General features: G+C 53.9%; 13 protein-coding genes and 2 pseudogenes. 8 read left to right on the forward strand and 7 right to left on the reverse strand.

All coding sequences use genetic code 11. The annotated features are described in order from the left end of the window. Positions 1-197 precede the first annotated feature (197 nt). Entirely contained in the window at positions 198-1,097 is a 900-nt protein-coding gene (locus JMJ04_RS40265) for a LysR family transcriptional regulator (protein WP_201375986.1), read from the forward strand. Positions 1,098-1,190: 93 nt separating this feature from the next. Here the strand turns inward: JMJ04_RS40265 and JMJ04_RS40270 are convergent, their stop codons facing one another. Both JMJ04_RS40270 and JMJ04_RS40275 read right to left on the reverse strand, forming a co-directional pair. Next, positions 1,191-2,063, reverse strand: a complete 873-nt coding sequence (locus tag JMJ04_RS40270; protein WP_307811810.1) for a S41 family peptidase — start codon at positions 2,061-2,063, stop codon at positions 1,191-1,193. A 504-nt stretch (positions 2,064-2,567) separates the two neighbouring features. Then, a complete protein-coding gene (locus JMJ04_RS40275) occupies positions 2,568-3,245 on the reverse strand; it encodes an ABC transporter permease (RefSeq protein WP_236038929.1) in 678 nt (225 codons plus the stop codon). Between the two features lie 82 nt (positions 3,246-3,327). On the opposite strand from JMJ04_RS40275, the gene JMJ04_RS40280 reads away from it, so the two are divergent. Together JMJ04_RS40280 and JMJ04_RS40285 are read left to right on the forward strand one after the other, a co-directional pair. Then, complete coding sequence (locus JMJ04_RS40280; RefSeq protein ID WP_236038931.1) at positions 3,328-4,023, forward strand: sensor histidine kinase; 696 nt, start codon at positions 3,328-3,330, stop codon at positions 4,021-4,023. Further along, positions 4,004-4,672 carry a response regulator transcription factor gene (locus JMJ04_RS40285; RefSeq protein WP_201375987.1) on the forward strand — a complete coding sequence of 223 codons (669 nt, stop codon included), beginning with the start codon at positions 4,004-4,006 and terminating at the stop codon, positions 4,670-4,672. The genes JMJ04_RS40280 and JMJ04_RS40285 overlap by 20 nt, the downstream gene beginning before the upstream one ends. Here JMJ04_RS40285 and JMJ04_RS49525 read toward each other — a convergent pair. From JMJ04_RS49525 to JMJ04_RS40305, 4 genes are all read right to left on the reverse strand, one after another. Beyond that, complete coding sequence (locus tag JMJ04_RS49525; protein WP_201375988.1) at positions 4,628-6,652, reverse strand: WD40 repeat domain-containing serine/threonine protein kinase; 2,025 nt, start codon at positions 6,650-6,652, stop codon at positions 4,628-4,630. The genes JMJ04_RS40285 and JMJ04_RS49525 overlap by 45 nt on opposite strands. 29 nt (positions 6,653-6,681) lie before the next feature. Beyond that, entirely contained in the window at positions 6,682-6,834 is a 153-nt protein-coding gene (locus JMJ04_RS49235; protein WP_201375989.1) for a WD40 repeat domain-containing protein, read from the reverse strand. After that, positions 6,782-8,638, reverse strand: coding sequence for a serine/threonine-protein kinase (locus JMJ04_RS40300; RefSeq protein WP_236038933.1), 1,857 nt, complete (start codon positions 8,636-8,638; stop codon positions 6,782-6,784). The genes JMJ04_RS49235 and JMJ04_RS40300 overlap by 53 nt, the downstream gene beginning before the upstream one ends. A gap of 415 nt (positions 8,639-9,053) precedes the next feature. Next, positions 9,054-9,800 (reverse strand): YqjF family protein, encoded by a 747-nt coding sequence (locus JMJ04_RS40305; protein ID WP_201375991.1) that lies wholly within the window; start codon positions 9,798-9,800, stop codon positions 9,054-9,056. 653 nt (positions 9,801-10,453) lie between these two features. Here JMJ04_RS40305 and JMJ04_RS40310 point away from each other — a divergent pair. The 3 genes and pseudogenes from JMJ04_RS40310 to JMJ04_RS49240 form a co-directional block, all read left to right on the forward strand. Further along, complete coding sequence (locus tag JMJ04_RS40310; RefSeq protein ID WP_201375992.1) at positions 10,454-13,657, forward strand: winged helix-turn-helix domain-containing protein; 3,204 nt, start codon at positions 10,454-10,456, stop codon at positions 13,655-13,657. A 140-nt stretch (positions 13,658-13,797) separates the two neighbouring features. After that, complete coding sequence (locus JMJ04_RS40315) at positions 13,798-14,457, forward strand: nitroreductase family protein (protein WP_201375993.1); 660 nt, start codon at positions 13,798-13,800, stop codon at positions 14,455-14,457. A gap of 160 nt (positions 14,458-14,617) precedes the next feature. Then, positions 14,618-14,953: pseudogene (locus JMJ04_RS49240) on the forward strand (DUF6069 family protein); the annotation flags it as partial. A gap of 69 nt (positions 14,954-15,022) precedes the next feature. Here the strand turns inward: JMJ04_RS49240 and JMJ04_RS49245 are convergent. Then, a pseudogene (locus tag JMJ04_RS49245) lies at positions 15,023-15,495 on the reverse strand (transposase); the annotation flags it as partial. A 102-nt stretch (positions 15,496-15,597) separates the two neighbouring features. Between JMJ04_RS49245 and JMJ04_RS40330 the strand changes: the two are divergent. Beyond that, positions 15,598-16,434 (forward strand): GNAT family N-acetyltransferase, encoded by an 837-nt coding sequence (locus tag JMJ04_RS40330; RefSeq protein WP_236038936.1) that lies wholly within the window; start codon positions 15,598-15,600, stop codon positions 16,432-16,434. Positions 16,435-16,524: 90 nt separating this feature from the next. Further along, positions 16,525-17,289, forward strand: coding sequence for an LLM class flavin-dependent oxidoreductase (locus tag JMJ04_RS40335; protein ID WP_201375996.1), 765 nt, complete (start codon positions 16,525-16,527; stop codon positions 17,287-17,289). Positions 17,290-17,304: the final 15 nt, after the last annotated feature.

The raw sequence follows: 17,304 nt of genomic DNA on the forward strand, positions 1-17,304 counted from the left end.
TGCCACCGCTTGCCCCCGAATGGGGGTTAGGTGGTCCCCGAATGGGGGGAGCGCTAGCCACGCCAGTGACGTTGGGTTTCGGAAGAAGATCATAGTCAGGTCTTTACGGAACAGTATAACGGAGCTATACTGATATGTCTAATACCTATTTTTTAGGTTTGTGATGCTTCCTTGTTATCAAGCCTTGAAGGAAAAGCATGGAACTGCGCCAATTAACCTATTTTTTGACTGCGGCCCAGACGCAGAATTTTCGCAAGGCAGCTGAGTTATGCCTGGTGGCCCAGCCAGCGCTCAGTCGCCAGATTGCGGCCCTGGAGGAGGAGTTGGGCATTGCGCTCTTTCGCCGGGTGAAGCAGCGCGTGGTGCTTACGACCGCCGGTCAGGAGTTTGCCAGCTATGTCAAGAATGCCCTTGATACCTTACAGCAGGGGCAATTTGCCATGTCGCGCTTGCAACAGGGCCAGAGCGGAACGCTGCTCATCGGGTGTAATGAATCGCTGGCAACGGCGGTCCTGCCCGAGGTCTTCGCGCGCTTTCGCGTCTCTTATCCCGATGTGCGCTTGAAGGTCAGCGTCAACCGTACTGACGAGGTGATCGCGTTGGTGGAGACGGGCGAGGTCGATGTGGGCCTGATCTTTGATCCCGATGTGCGTTCAGAGATCGTGGTGTTGCGCGAACTCTTTCGCCAGCAACTCCAGGTACTGGTGGCCTCCTCGCATCCACTCGCGCACCTGGAGCCACACCGGGTCACCTTGCAACGCATCTTGCAAGAACCACTGATCGTATTGGACGAGTCAGCTAGGCTGCGCAAAGTGCTTGACCGCATCTTATTGCAGCGTGGCTTTAGTATCTCGCCCAGCGTGGAAATCAGCTCAGTGGAGGCGCTGAAAGAACTGGTGCGTCATGGAAGCGGAGTGACGTTGATCTCGCCCGCTCTCATGCGTTCCGCCCACCACGAGGGGCTAACCCTGCTTTCTATCGCCGATTTGCAGGAGGAGTTTCTCTACGCGCTGGTCTACCGGCGTTTTGGTACCATTCCCCTGCTGGCACGCCAGTTTATCGATATCGTGCTACAAACCGAGGCGTCAGTAGAATAACAGCCTTACCGTTTTGTGTCGGCAGCCCAGAGTACCCAGGATATGAGCACAAGCTGTATGATACCGACTCACTGACTCGAACCTGAGACCTTGCTAGAGATCCTGAAGCGCTTTCTCAAGGACGGGATCATGACCCGCAGCCAGATCTGCCGATGTGGGATGAACTTCATCGTCAGGCGGCACGCCAATGCCATCGACGATCTCTCCAGCAGGCCCTTGCATAAATGCAACTGGCAACGCTATTACGCCCCCATCGTCGAGCAGGAATTCACTGGACGGTCCAGAGACCGCTCCCATCGTCTTTTCTCCCACCAGGTGCCCCAGATGGAGGTCATGAATATCTGCGGCAGTAGCATCGCAGGCAGATGCGCAGCCTCGATCAATCAAAGCAAACAACCGGACGTAGAATAATGGTATACTGTCATCTGTTCTTTGATCTGTGCGTTGCCCCTGTTTGTCAACAAAGGAAACAATGATCTGGTTATGGACAAACATGCTGATAACACGCCTCTGTTCCCCTACATCTCCACCTCCGTTCCCGCGTAAATCGAGGATCACACCCTTGAGTTGCGCTCCGGCCTGTTGCATGGCGCGGTTGATCTGCTCATAGACGCCTCTCTCAAATCGGGTGAATCGCACATAGAGGATGTTTCCAGGCAGCATACGTGTGGAGACGAGAGGAGCGGCTGGATAAGCGGCAGGAGCCAGGCTCACATGTATCGTGCTATCCGCACCCGGATGCTGTATCTGTAATTGGACCGACACCGAACGCGAGAGCTGGCTTATTACCTCCGGTACTGGCTGTTGATTGATAAAAGGAAGAAAGCCGTTGATTGTGATGATGGTATCGCCGGGTCGCAATCCAGCCTGCTCCGCCGGACTACCGGGATCAACACTGCGAATATAGAGCGGAGGCGAGCTTTGCGTGAGCTGATTGGGATTATAGAAAGGGAGGTGAATGCCCAGCCCTGTCTGCGTGCCAGGTGGGGGGACTCGGCGCCATTAGTATCGTCCGTTTGGGCAGGCATGTAATGAGCGTGATCATCATGCAAGCCGTCCACCATTCCCGCAATCGCCGCTGCCACAAGTTCTTGTTGGTTCAACGACAGATGAGCTGTCATCGTCGTATAGGTCCGCTCAAATGCCTGCCAGTCCGCCTGGCGATCACCGGTCAGCGCGGGCAAGACGGCGCCGCGCTGGTCTTGATGGTGTTGAACAAGGTAGTTGACCATACCGCTCATCGCGTGCTGGACTCGCCAGGCGATCACGAGCCCAGCGCCCAGGATGACGATCACGCCCAGCAGAAGGAGAAAAGACTTCAGGCGCAGGCCTGCCTGCCGCTGCGGCTTTTGTTGCAATAATTCCGCTATTTTTCCTTCTTTTGCTTGTTCTTCCTCATTCAGCATATCTTCAATCCTTCCATTTCTTCATCAAACTTCATTCGACCTTGAATGGTGCTGCTGATGTATGTTATTCATAGCGCAGGGCTTCAGCGGGTAAGATGCCGGAAGCTCGTTGAGCGGGGACAACGGTGCATACGAAAGACACCAGGCAGCAGCCCAGCAAGATGCCAAGCGTGGGAAGCACCGGGATCGCGAAACCTTTTGAGGTGGCGTAGGCAATCTCTGAGACCAGCCACCAGGCCAGCGCCGTGCCGATGACCAGGCTCAATAGCACGACAAAGCCTGTCTCCAGCAAGAACGAGCGCCGTACCAGTACGCGTGAAAAGCCAAGGGCGCGCAGCATGCCAATCTGTTGACGCCGCTCTACGACGGCGCGGCTGGCGATCACTCCGATGATTAGCGCCCCAAAGACCACCCCGGTGATCAGGTACGCGACTAAAAACCGGGTGATACTCGTTGTGTAGGCATTTTGCGTTGCCGCAAGCTGTACAGCAGATGATTGAGAAGTATCTACTGCCTGCTGCCCGACCCCAAGATTGTTGGTGATGATGAGTATGACCAGGAACAGCACCAGGCTGAGGAGAGAGATGGCGACTCCGGTACGGAAGCGAAACGTCAGCGGATACGCCATGCTGGGACGGCTGATTGGCGCCAGACCGCGCACCTGCCGGATGATCAGATGCAAAGCGCTTGCCAGGCTATCGCTGTTCACCATGACCAGCACGACCATGCCAACAAGCGGCACAAGTATACTGAGCAGTACGTTGGGCAGGAAATCTGAGAGCTCGAACTAGTCCGGTGGTAGCGCGGAGGTAAATCAGAAACTCTTGCGCGAATTGGAGGCGGCGCATATTCAGCTCGAAGACTATGCGGCACGCGTCCAGGATCTGACGTTGACCACAGAGAGACAACGGATGGCCCGCGAACTGCACGACACGCTGGCCCAGGGGCTGGTTGGCCTGACGATGCAACTGGAGACCATTGACTCGCTCCTGATCAGGCAGCGTTGCGAGCAGGCGCGAACCATCGTCCAGCAGGCGATGACACGTTCGCGAGCCACGATCACCAGTGCGCGATCCGCGATCACAGATCTGCGGACAGAGGTACCTACGACGCGTGATATACTCGTCGCCATTGAGGCAGAAGCGGAACATTTCACGATGGCGACCGGTATCCCTTGTCCCTGTTCTCTGGAAACAAGGCTTCCAGACGAGTATTATGAACATCTGTTACGTATGGTCAGCGAGGGGCTGACCAACATTGCCCACCACGCCCAGGCCAACAAGGCCTGGATAAGGGCAAGTGTCGAGAATGAAGCGATCACGCTTGAAATAGGTGATAATGGGGTTGGCTTTGAGTCAGCAAAGATCACAACAGGTCACTATGGTCTGCTGGGACTGCGTGAACGAGCACGTCTGATGAATGGTCAGCTGCTGGTGAGCAGCAAGCCTGGCAAGGGAACGACGGTCTGCCTCTGTCTTCCCCTGCAGAGAGGAGGCGAAGATGAACGAAAAGCAGGATGATATTCATGTCGTAGTGGTTGACGACCATCTCGTCGTGCGAGAGGGGCTACGGATGATGTTGGAAATCGCCGGTGAAGGCTTTGCCCTGGTTGGCGATGCGGCGGATGGGGCAGCGGCTCTGTGCGTGATAGAGGAACTTCAGCCTGACGTCGTGCTGATGGATCTGCGGATGCCTGGCATGGATGGTCTCGTGGCGATCACTCAGATACGGGAGCGCTGGCCGCATATCGCTATCGTCATTCTGACAACCTACAATGAAGACGATTTGATGCTGCGCGGGCTGCGGGCAGGCGCATGCGGGTATCTGCTCAAGGATACCGACCGTGAGACCTTGTTTCATGCTATTCGTGCGGCGGCTCGTGGTGATCTACTCCTCCAGCCAGAGATCATGGCACGTATTCTAGCCCGCACCACAGATGCACCTCATTCGACACCCTCAAGATCTCAAGCAGAGGAGTTGACCGAGCGTGAGTGTGAAGTATTAGAGGCCGTAGCACGTGGCGAACGCAGCAAAGAGATCGCGTCTCGGCTTGGGATCAGTTTACGCACTGTTGGATCACATCTCACGAGTATCTATACTAAGCTCGGCGTCGATTCGCGTGCCTCAGCGGTGGCTATTGGCATTGAGCGCGGTCTGCTTTCGCGATAACACAAAATAAAATGATTTACACTTTCCAGACGCGAATAACTCCGTTTTCGTCGCCGAAAGCGATAAACTGATTATTGGGTGACCAGGCAATGCTTTTGATCGTTGCCCCTGACCTGGATAGGATCGGAGCAGCTTGCCGGTTGTGCTATGCCAGACCTGTAGGACTCGGTTGTCTCCGAAGGACGCGATGTACTTCCCATCGGGCGACCAGCTCATCACCAAGCTCACAATATCGTCAGTGAACTCAACGATCTTCGTGCCGGCGAGAGCGTTCCAGACGCAGGGCGAACCATGCGCCATTTGCGAAACAATGCGTGTGTTGTCCGGTGACCAGAGAGCGTCAATGGCGGCACCAATACCATGTGTAAACGAGCTAATGCGCGTGCGTGAGGGCAGTTGTAGGACATCGAAGCCCTGAAATGTCTGCTGGACAACGTATTTGCCATCAGGGGAGCAACGAGCTGGTAAGCCATCCAGGGAAATATAGAGATACGACATGTGCTTATTGGTAGGGTTCCAGGTGCGAATAGTGCCATCGCTACAGGTAAGAAGAAGCTCCACTGCATTGGGTGCCCAGGCGATTCGATCAACGCTACCAATGATGTCATCAGGTGGCTCAATATCTTCATCATGGGTCGCGATTCCCTGCCCGGTTGTAGGGTCCCAGAGATGCGTCTGAGGATGACCATAGCCAGAGGAAGCAACGCTTTTGCCATCAGAAGACCAGGCGAGCGTCGCCACTGCATCTTTATGGCCGTAATAGATCGCGACATTGTTCCCCGTAAATGCATCCCAGGCATGTACACTATGGTCATCATGCACCGCGGTAGGAGTCTCACCTATATGCGTTACAGAGGGTGCGGCCCCCCCACCGGAGGCGATGCGCTTGCCATCAGGGGACCAGCCCAGAGCGCTCACCAAACTAGAATGCCCCTTGTAAGTGTACACCAGCGCGCCCGGTTGTATTACCGTTGGTGTAGGAGTAGGGGGATGTTGTGTGGTTGGAGTCTGGGAAGGGGATGACAGGTGTGCGCTATTCCACCAGGTAAGCCCACCAACTCCAAGCAGAGCGAGCGCGCCTACTCCGAGCGCGCCCTGAAGCACGTACCGTCGCGGAACAGAAGACGGACCGGGTTGCTGGGCAGGCACCACCTGTTGAGAATCATGCTGGCAGGCGTATTCCAGGGCGTTCGCGAAGGCGTTGATATTCGCGAAACGTTCGCCAGGGTCTTTGGCAAGCGCCTTTTGTAAGACAGATTCCAGCGCAGGCAGTGGTTGCCCCATGTGCTCGTGTAGAGGCGGTGGAGGTGTGAGCGCATGCTGCGTAGCGATCTCGACATAGGTGCCGCTGAATGGGGGCTGTCCTGTCAACCACTCATAGACCATAACAGCAAGCGCATATTGATCGCAAAGGGGCGAAAGCTGATGCTGAAATTGCTCGGGGGCCATATACTCTACGGTTCCGACAATGTTCTCCTGCGCTTGCTGGCTCGTCAGGCTCGCGAGACCGAAGTCGCTGAGCAGTAACTGCTGCTGAGAGCTGATGAGGATATTTTCGGGTTTGACATCGCCATGTATCAGCCCCTGGTCATGAATGTACTGTAAGGCGGATGCGATTTGTCTGCTGTAGTGAGCAACATGTGTGAGCGGCAGGCGTGTATGTGCTGGTACACGCTGGCGGAGGGTGCCGTTGGGTATGTATTCCATGACCATATAAGGTATCGCGTGCTGTACGTCAAATTCCAGAATCGGTACGATATGTGGATGTTGCAGGCGGGCGATGAGGCGTGCCTCCTTGAGGAAGCCCTCCTGATCTGAGTGCTCGGTGTGCAACAACTTGATGGCCGCCTGGGTTGCCAGGTACATATGCTCGGCAAGATAGACTTCCGCGAAGCCACCACGCCCAAGTAAACGTTGTAAACGATAATTTCCGAATTGCTTCCCGGCATGGGAGACAGAGCTCTGTTGCTGCTGCTTCATAACGCTTGAATACTCCTCACAATACAGTTCTAAAAAGAGGTAACCTGCCAGAGTCGCACCGTCTTGTCCTGGCTGGCGGAGGCAAGTCGCTTGCCATCAGAAGACCAGGCGAGCGAGTGGATAGTGTCACTATGACCCTTTCCGGTAGAGACGACTTTGCCGGTGCTTGCTTCCCAGATCATTACCGTGAAAGAAGCTTCGTTGGCGCTCGCGGAGGCAACGTTTCCCATTGGGTGACCAGGCAACAGGAGCGCTAAACTGGGTATAGATCTGAGAGAATTCTTTCGAGTTTGTATCGACATCCCATAGCGCGACCTCCTTCTCCGCACCGATAACGATGAGATTGCTTTTGGCAGACCAGGAAATGCTGAGCTGTTCATTCGCTCCTTGCAGGGTATAGGCCGCGTGTTGTTTATCCCCATCCAGCCTCCATATGCGAACATAGCCATTCGTTTCGGCAGTAGCTATGCGCTTGTTATCGGCGGACCACGCCAGGGCGTTTACATCGCCAAGGGTCAGCCAGTTGGAGTTAACGTAGCGAGTAGGAGTCTCCGAACTCTGTATATTCCAGACCGCAGGATTTTGTGCGGCAACAGCCATCTGCTGGCTGTCGGAACTCCAGGCTACCGGTCGCCTGCCCCAGGAGAAGAGATCACCACTCTGTCTGTATTGGGTTGGTTGGTGTATCGTTGTCACGTCCCAGATGCGTACAGAATTGCTGTCCTCCATTGCACCGGAGGCAATGTAGCGACTATCTGGACTCCAGGCCACATCTGTCACCCTCCCCTGAACGTCTTGCGACCAGAGCGTGTTGCCTGTCGCTGCCTCCCACAGGCGCACCGTGTTATCGTCACCTCCCGAAATGAGATGCGAGCCCTTGGGGGACCAGGCCACGCTGACGACGCCCTCTATATGCTCGTTATACACGCGAAGAGAGCGAGCCTGTACGAGATAAGGCGGCGGTGTGTCTGGATGGCTTCCGGTCGAGTTTCCCTGCGCGCTCCGGCCATAATTCCACCACAGCGCGCCAGCGGAGAGCGCGATGGTAGTGGCGCAGACACCAACGAGCAGGCCGCGACGCGAAACAAGCGGGCTTATACTGGCCGCGCTGGTCCCTTGCGGAGGAGTCGTAGTAGGACCAGCGACAAGTGTTGGTGGAGTCATAATGGGCGTGTCAAAGCGGGAATCGTGTGCGGCGACCGTCGGAGATATTACAGGGACAGAGGGCGTGCTAATGTGCGTCGTGGCCATGGGAGATTGGCTGTGGGAGGTATGTAGCGGAAATTGCTTGGGTGAGCGATATTGGCCTATCTGATGCGCGATCTCCAAGGCCGCGACAAAATCGGTTATGCGAGCATAGCGCTGATGTGGGTCTTTCGCCAGGGCAGTTAATACGGTAGTTTCAACGGCTGGTGGAAGCGTTGGTACCATCTCGCGTAGCGACGGCGGTGGTGTCTGGAGATGTTTGGTCGCGATCTCAAGATAGTTGGAGCCTTGAAATGGTCGCCTGCCGGTGAGCCATTCGTAGGCAACGATAGCCAAGGAATACTGATCGCTCGCCGGGCGTGGTCTACCCTGTAGCTGTTCAGGAGCCATATAGATTACGGTTCCCGTAATCTCCTGTAGTGTCTGGGAGCGAGAACTACGAACCTGGGTCGCGATCCCAAAGTCGCTGAGAAAGATCTCATTCTGCTCACCGAGAAGTAGGTTTTCCGGTTTGATATCACGATGAATAAGGTTCTGGTCATGCGCGTATTGTAGGGCGGAAGCGATCTGTCGCAGAATTGGAAGGGCGTCAGTGAGTGGCACGGGTCGACCAGGGGGGAATCGCTGCCTGAGTGTACCATTCGGCGTATAGTTCATGACGAGATAAGGAACCTCATTCTCTTCGACTCCGAATTCTAAAATATGGATAATGTGAGGGTGTTTTAGGCGAGCGACGATGCGAGCTTCCGCCAGAAAGCTTTGTTGCTCACTCTCGCTCATGCGCGTATGCAACACCTTAATAGCGGCCTGTGTCTCCAGGTGGCGATGGTGGCAAGGTAGACTGCCGCGAATCCGCCTTTGCCAAGAAGCCTCGTTAAAATATAGTTCCCTAAACGTTTCCCAATCAGAGTTTCCGTTGCGTCAGTCATAAGCGCGAATTGTCTTACCTCCAATATATACGCTCTTATCTTCAATTTGAAGTATAGGTTGCTTGCGATCCTAATGCTATTTGAGCATGTCTGGCATCAATTATAAGACCACCGGAATCCGAGGTTGTATGATCTTCATCACATAATTGGCATGCAGGAGACGAGAAAGGGAGGCCAGTCGAAATGTGTAAATCACGGAATGAATGAGATGTCCCTTACGGCGAGCATAATAACTCTGAGTATATCCCATAATTTTGGCTGTCTTTTTATTTTACGCGTTGCAGCGGCCAGATCAGGACCTTGAGCTGGTGCGAGTAGTGCAGGAGTGGCTGTGTGTCGGGAAGGATGATCCCATGTGCCTGGGCCATGGTGTTGACCCCACTCTCTAGCTCGGCCTGCCAGAGGGGCCAGCGCATATGGTGAATATCGCCGCGATAGAGATGACGCCGCTTATCCAGAGCATACAGGCAGTAGCGCTCGGTAAACCACTCCTCGACGGAGCCGGGTCGGGCGTGCGCCTCTTGTGGTAGAGGGCGATAGCGCGCCTGGTAATCAGCGGTTGGGGCACCACGATGGGTCCGATGGCTGGAATAGATGGTCATATTCTGCTCATGCGCGACCCGCATCTGGGCGTTAAAGTAAGGAAGATGAAAGAAGGTCCGCGCACTGGCAACGGCTATTGGGCTACTGGCGTCCAGGCTGAAGAAATAGACCCCGGGAATGCCCTGCGCTCGCACATAGGTGCGCACATTAAGCTCAACTGTCGCGGAAAGACCAGGAACCTCGGGGAGAGTGCGCAGACGAATATGAGCCATGGTAAAAGGCACCACGCCGATCCAGCAATCACCCTCATAGGTGTCCAGTTCCAACTCTGGCGGGATAAGAGGACGTAACTGAGCAGGCTTGATGGGCCAGTGCGAGAAGAGCAGATCATTCCAGGTCTGAGTCATAATCCAGCGCGTATTAGGCAAGGGATAGGGGCGGTGAGCAATATTCTCAAGTAGTGTTTGCATAGACACGTTAACCTCTTTACTACATACCTTTTCCATTCTCCGTACCATGCTATATAGACGCGTGCTTGAGCAGCATCGGGGCACATCCTCTGGCTACTCCACAGAAATACGGGCTAGGGAGCCCCGGTCTTCGCAAGCCCCCGCATTCGATGCGGGGATATATGACATCGCGCTAGTTCTCACCACTACTATAGGGCGCTTTTATGCTCAAAGACAAATTGTTGCCAGGAACTCGGCAATCTCGGCCCCGAGTATTAACAGAAAGTCCTGTTCAGGATGACGACAGCCGAAGAAGAGCAGTGATGGCCCAGTCTTTTTGACAAGCTGAACTATTTTCTCCCCTTGACAATCAATACCGTATCTAAGGTGATGGATTCCTGTGTAGGAGAAGCAGAGCAGAAAGAGTCAAAAAACAGTTGATTGTGAGATATTCTTCTCGCCATTTATGGGAAGCTCTTGCAAGATGATTTAAAACCACGTTATGTGTTTTCTGGGTATGAATCCTCTTGAGCATTGCTTTCAGCAATGTTATACTCCGTTCTGGAACAGCCGCGGGAATGTTTTTCATCATCAGCAGTGTTCTGGAACAACAAGGAGGATGCCTTCACTGTCATCTCTTTCTCTTAATTCATCGCACGAGGAGAAGAAGAGCGTTGGAACGACCAACGAAGAGTGGCGGGGTCGTCACTGGTTCGACTCTATTCTATCAACTGGATGCCCAGGAGATGAGTATCTCGGTTGATTCTCCTGCCTGGTACGCCTGGTTAGAAAAGGCACATTCTTTCTCTTTCCGGGGCGACGAGGGGACCTTCACCGCCCACAAGGCTCGCGCAAGTAACCAACGCGGTGGATGGTATTGGTATGCCTATTGTCATCGAGACGGTCATTTCTTCCGCTCTTATCTAGGTGCTTCCAAGAAACTCACACTTGAACACATGCGTGATACGCTTTGGCAGTTCGCTTCCCAAAGTTCGGCACGCGGTCACGATTCATCAATTTCCGCAAGATCACGCACGCGCTTAGAGAGCCAGACGCGAGCAGTATCCTTTAGACAAGAGAGGCGTTTACAACCTCATACAAAGCGAGAGCCAGTTTCCTTACCATATTCTCTGTCAGAATACGCACAGAGCGCTTTGCTGGCCACGAAATTTCACATTCCGCGCCTACCTGTTCATCACATCGCGCGTTCACACCTCCAAGGCACACTTGATGAGGTGGTAGAAGCTCGGCTGACCCTTGTTTCTGCTCCTGCGGGATCAGGGAAAACCACACTGTTGGCTGCATGGGCGAGAACAACCACTGTCCCAGTTGCCTGGCTCTCATTGGAGGCGGCGGATGATGACCCACAGCGTTTTCTTTCCTATGTTCTTGCTGCCATCTCGTCTCTCAATACATCAGTCAACAAGCCCGATGCTGTTCCGTTGCAAATACCGCAACAGGACTCCTGGGAGGAGGAGCTAACTCATCTCGTGAACGATCTTGACCGGATGCTTATGAGAGATACGGTCCTCATTCTGGATGACTACCAACTCATCTCAAGCGAACCGATCCATGCTCTGCTCCGTTTTTTGATCGATCACGCACCTGAGCGGCTGCATCTTCTGATCGGAACACGAAGTGAGCCGCCACTGCCTTTGGTACGTCTGCGTGCGCGAGACCAACTCCGGGAATTGGGAGCCGAGCAATTGCGCTTTTCTCCTGCCGAGATGCAGGCATTTCTCCGCACGATGGGATTAAACCTTTCTCTTGAGACGCAGCATCATCTCGAACAGCAAACTCGTGGATGGGTAGTTGGCGTCCACTTGCTGGCTCTGGCGCTCCGTAGCCAGAGGAACCCCACTACCCTGCTCCAGCCCCTGCCTTCGGTCCATCGTTTCTTCTTGGAGTACGTCAGCGAAGAGATCCTGGAACACCAGTCAGACCAGATCCGCCATTTTTTGCTTTGTACCAGTATCCTTAAGCGCCTGACTGGCTCACTCTGTGAGGCGGTTACAGGTGTATCAGGTGGCCAGGATCAACTGGCAAGCCTGTACCGGCGTAATCTCTTGCTGCAGATGTTAGATGACGCAGGAACCTGGTATCAGTACCATCCTCTGTTTGCCGAGAGCCTACGTATTCATCTCTTGAAGCAGGAGCCAGAACTGGTGCCAGAGTTGTATCGTCGGGCAAGCTTCTGGTATGAAGAGCAGGGCTGGTATGAGGAGGCATGTGACGCAGCCTTTCAGGCTGGCGATCTGCCTCGCGCGGCGGCCTTGCTTGCGGATCTGGTGCCAGAGCTGATCGTGCAGGAGCAAGATATCCAGATGCGCCGATGGCTTTCTCAACTCTCGCCCGAAGTGATTGTTGCCTCTTCGCAGCTCTGGTTTGCTTCGCTCTGGACGCAGTGTGGTGGTGGAGGGGCTGTACAGCTGATCAAGCAACTTGAACAGCAAGGCAGGGGAAAGGTTCGGAATACAGACCTATCCCGAACAGACGCCCCAGCTGAACTCAGCCTCTTTCAGGCATGGGCGGCGCTGTATCAGGGCGATCTTCCACAGACGATCGCTCTTGTGCAGGAAGCGCTCCATGCCCAATCTAGACCTGAAGGGAGATTAAGCCATCTGATAGCAGTCCATCAGAGCATCGTTCTCAGCACGGCTTATCGTGCCAATGGAGATCTGGAGGCCGCTGAGCGGGTCCTCCTGGAAGCAACGAACAGAGAGGCAACGAGCGCAAATCACCTTCTTGCTCTACGTGCTCAAGTGAGTCTCGCCGATCTGTATGAGCCCTGGGGTCAGCTGCACAAACAGGATCGGCTCTACCAGGAGATGTTTCTCATACTCGACCAACTTGGTGAAGCGGCACTCCTCTTCCTTGCCCAGGCACAGGCACGCTCAGCCTCTCTATTGTATGAATGGAATCGGCTCAAGGAAGCTGAGAGCGTTGCGCAACAGGCGCTGGAGCTTGCACAACGCCTGCATTTGCCTACCGCTCATGTTTCGTTGTTCTGCCTTTGGGTTCTCGTGCGCATTGTCAGGGCTTTGGGCAATGATGAGCGAGCCAGGTATTTGCTTGAAAAGGCAGAACCTGACTTGCGACAATTGCAGGAACTAGAGCCTGCGAACCTCCTCTGTGCTCTTCCTGCACAGTCTATGGTCGCGCGTCTTGCGCTGGCATGTGGTCAGTTTGAGCAGGCCGAGCATTGGGAGAAGACGCGAGGATTGCACTTTGATGATCGCTTGAGCCTCCCACTTGTGAGCAGCACCTATGTTGATTACGTGATGCTCACACGCATCCTGCTCGCACGCGGACGCAGGCAACGCAACCCAGTATTCTTTACACAGGTGTTGCTTCTTCTAGACCATTTGGGTCACGCTATTGAAGATCTGGGCTACCAGCGTTGGCATATTGAGACCCAGATGTTGACAGCCTTGACGTTGCAAGCACAGGGCAAGACGAAACTTGCCTTGAAGATACTGGGTCCTCTTCTCGCACAGGCTGAACCAGAGGGATATATACGTCTCTTCGCCGATGAGGGCCAACCAATGGCGCACTTACTTGCTCAGATTGCGGCCTATACAACGGCCTCTTCGGGCTATATTCAGACACTCCAAGAGGCAGTTCTTCTCCCTCTGAAGACGCTGTTAGACACCGCTGAATCCTCAGTTCCACGTCAGCCACTCCTTGATCCGCTGAGTAGACGTGAACAAGAAGTCTTGCAGCTGTTGGCTCAGGGTTTCTCGAATCAGTCTATTGCGGAGCAATTTGTCATCAGCCTGCACACGGTCAAACTCCATGTCAAACATATCCTTGCCAAACTGAGCGTGACGAATCGGACGCAGGCAGTAGTGCGCGCTCGCGAACTTCAATTGCTCTAGAGCGCAAGAAGAATACCCCTTTCGCTACTCCTTTTGAGGTACGACAAACCCTCTCTACTACGGTAGACTGCTCGTAGTTGCACAGCAGCAATGAGGCGGCAAAGTGCAATAAATATTGAAAGAGGAGAAGGAAGAGGAATATGTCCACACTTGATCTTTCCACTGATGTCCTACTGAGTACAACGCGCGCTGTGCGCAAACGCCTGGATCTCACCCGCGCGGTGGAGCCAGAGGTGATCCGAGAATGTCTCTCACTCGCTGTGCAGGCTCCGACTCCAGGCAGTATGCAGAACTGGCATTTTCTGATCGTGAGCGATCCAGCTCAACGCGCCGCTTTAGCCGCAATCTATCGCAAAAGCATTCACGCTCCTGGCGGTCAGGAGGAGATATTCGAGCGCATGATTGCAGCGGCGACCTCTGAGCAGGAGATTGCAGACCTCACGCACATGTTTGCTCCTGCGCGGCATCTGAACGAACACCTCCACGAGGTTCCTCTCTATGTCATTCCCTGCCTTGAGGGGCGTGGTGAAAAGCTCTCTGGAGCTGCGCTAGCTGGCTACTGGGGTGGGATCTGGCCAGCGACCTGGAGTTTTATGCTAGCAGCGCGCTCACGTGGTCTGGGCACAGTCTTGACCACGCTCCATCTCGATTTTGAGCAGGAGGCGGCGGAGGTACTGGGGATCCCGTATGAGCAAGTGAGGCAAGTTGCGCTTATCCCTGTCGCCTATACACTGGGAACCGCATTCAAACCTGCTGCTCGTAAACCGTTAGAAGATGTTTTGCACTGGGATCGGTGGTAAAGAGAAGCTAAAACGACGTAAGGAACATCTGCTTACACATATATGACCATCAAAGATTTCCAAAGCACATCGGGTTCTCGTGGTAAGGTGGTTCGACAATATTACGCACAGTTAAAGGAGAAGCAATATGCAAGGTACTCTGAGAAACACTGAAAAGAAGATGGGAGCATTACGATTCTTCATCGTAGGAATCCTCACAATTGCGGCAACTGTGGTGGTGAATCTCGTGGTGCGAGCACTGGCATTTATGAGTTTCCCTATTGCACCGACATTTCCACCATTACAGATAGGACAATTAAGTATCAGTACCTCTGTCTATGTAGGAATCGGTGTCCTCGTCTATGCGCTGGTGGTGCGTTTCTCCAAACGTCCAGCCCGCATATATACTATTATCGCACTTATTGCACTACTATTTTCTCTTGTTCCTGCTTGTCTCCTCTTTTTCTATCCTGATCCTAAAATGTATCCTGGGATCACGCCATTGGCAATAAGCATTTTGATTGTTTTACACATCATTGATGCCACAATCGTTCTTGTGATAGTAACACGACTCGCCTCGCTCAAAAGCACGATTGGCCTGGAAAACGATTCTGATCTGTTCAGCCAGTTCGGCATCTTTCCGCGTGTGCTCGCTCGGCTGGCGTTTCCCCCAGGCGTAATAACCGCTGGCCGAGACATCGAGCACACGGCACATCTGCGCGATGGGATACTCGTGCTGGTGCTCTGCAATGAACTGATATCTCACTGCCTTTCTCGCGAAAAGATGTCCACTGCCTTTTTTAGGATATCACGCTCCTGTTTGACAATCTCCAACTCACGCTTCAGTCGGCGTACTTCCTCTTCTTGATCCGTTTGATGCCCACTGCCTGGAAAAGCTTGGGAACCGTGTACAGCCAGTTCCTTGCGCCACTGATGAATCGAGGTATCTGAAATGCCCAGCTCGCGGGCCACCTGCGCGATGGGTTTCCCACTGGTCTGTGCCAGGCGCACGGCTTCTCGCTTGAACTCCGGTGTGTAGGTCTTTTGTACCTTCTGCATGATCCATTCCCTCCTTTGAGAAGAGTATATCCGAAGCTTCTCCTCTTCCACAATTTCGGGGCAGGATCAGAAACATGTCGTGACCCCGCCTTGGGCGGCTTCGTGTTACAATATCTGGGAGCGACCTTCTTCTGGCAATGCTGCCTTGCCACAGACCTGTTGATAGTGCTCGGCTATGGTATTCCGGGCAAAGTGCGTCGTACCTACGCAGGTGGTCCCACGCTCTGCACGATTGAGCCACAACCCGCCGCACCCCCTTTGGAAGTTGAACTTCCGATTGAGAAAGAGCAGAAGAGAGGGTTGAAAGAGGAAGGTATCCTCTCTCAATCCTCTCTGAGAGAAAGTCCAAAATTGGAATCTGAGAGAAACATGTTAGACAAAAGCATTGAATGGTTCAGAGTCATTTTGAAGCGTAATCCAGGCACGCCACTTCCTCAAGTGTTCTTGCCACAGGGGTATGCCTTCGTTCCCTATCAGGAGGGAGATGAGCAAGCATGGGGTGAGATTGAAGTCTCGGCTGGAACGTTTCAAACGGTGGAAGAGGCCGTTGCGTATTTCCGCCAAACCTTTCTGCCTTACCTGGATGAAGTGAAGAGGCGAACATTCTTTATTCAAAAGGAAGATGGGGAAAAGGTCGCGAACTTCACTGCATGGTGGGGATATACAGGGAACCGTCGTTATCCCTTTATGCGGTGGGTCTCGGTTAAGTCCAATTACCAGGGATTAGGCTTGGGAAAAGCGATTATCGCGGAGGGAGTAAGACGTATGGTAGAGATAGAGGGAGATAGTGCCATGTATATTCCAACCATGACTTGGAGCCATAAAGCGATCAGGCTCTATCGATGGGCCGGATTTGAACTGGAATTCTCCGAGCCTGCACCAGGAGGATATACAAACCAGACCGCGCAGGCCCTCCCTCTTATCAAGCATCTTATTTAAAACAAAAAGGAGCAATACCTGTGCTGTTTGCCATTGATATCCCTCACTTTGGTCCATTCAGTGACCCGCATCTTGTCGCCGAGCTGGCGCATGAAGCCGAAGAAGCGGGTTTTCCTCTGGGATCACATCAACTACAAACTGGCTGGAGCGCCAGAACCGCTGCTGATCGCTGATCCCTGGATCCAACTGGCCGCGATAGCGCTGCGTACCAAATATATAAAGCTGGGGCCAATGGTCACGCCGTTGCCACGCCGTCGTCCCTGGAAGCTGGCCCGTGAAACCGTCACCCTTGATCAGCTCTCAGGAGGGCGTCTGATCCTTGGTATTGGCCTGGGGAGTGACCGCAGCGGAGAATATGGCGACTTCGGCGAGACCACTGATGCGAGAGTTCGCGGAGAGGTGCTCGATGAGGGACTTGACGTCCTGACGCAGCTCTGGAGTGGTGAAGAGTTCAGTTACGAGGGACAGCATTTTCAGCTTTCGCGGGTCCAATTTCTGCCCACGCCCATTCAGCAGCCGCGCATCCCAATTTGGATCGCAGGCAACTGGCCTCACAAAAAGCCCTTTCGTCGTGCGGCTCGGTTCGATGGTGTCTTTCCCCAAAAGAGCGGTCGCGACCTCACTCCAGAGGACTTCCGTGAGCTCCTTGGCTATATCCATACCCATCGGACAGGAACAACCCCTTTCGATGCGGTTGCCTTTGGGCTGACCAGCGGGATCGATAAAGCTCAGGATGCGGCGCATGTGGCCTCGTTTGCTCAGGCAGGTGCCACCTGGTGGCTGGAGAGCTTTGACCCCCTTCAGACATTTGAGCAGATCCGCCAACGGATTCACCAGGGACCACCGCGCATCTGATGACAAACCACCCCC

The sequence above is a fragment of the Ktedonobacter robiniae genome (genome assembly GCF_016587375.1).
GTDB classification, from domain to species: Bacteria; Chloroflexota; Ktedonobacteria; order Ktedonobacterales; family Ktedonobacteraceae; genus Ktedonobacter; species Ktedonobacter robiniae.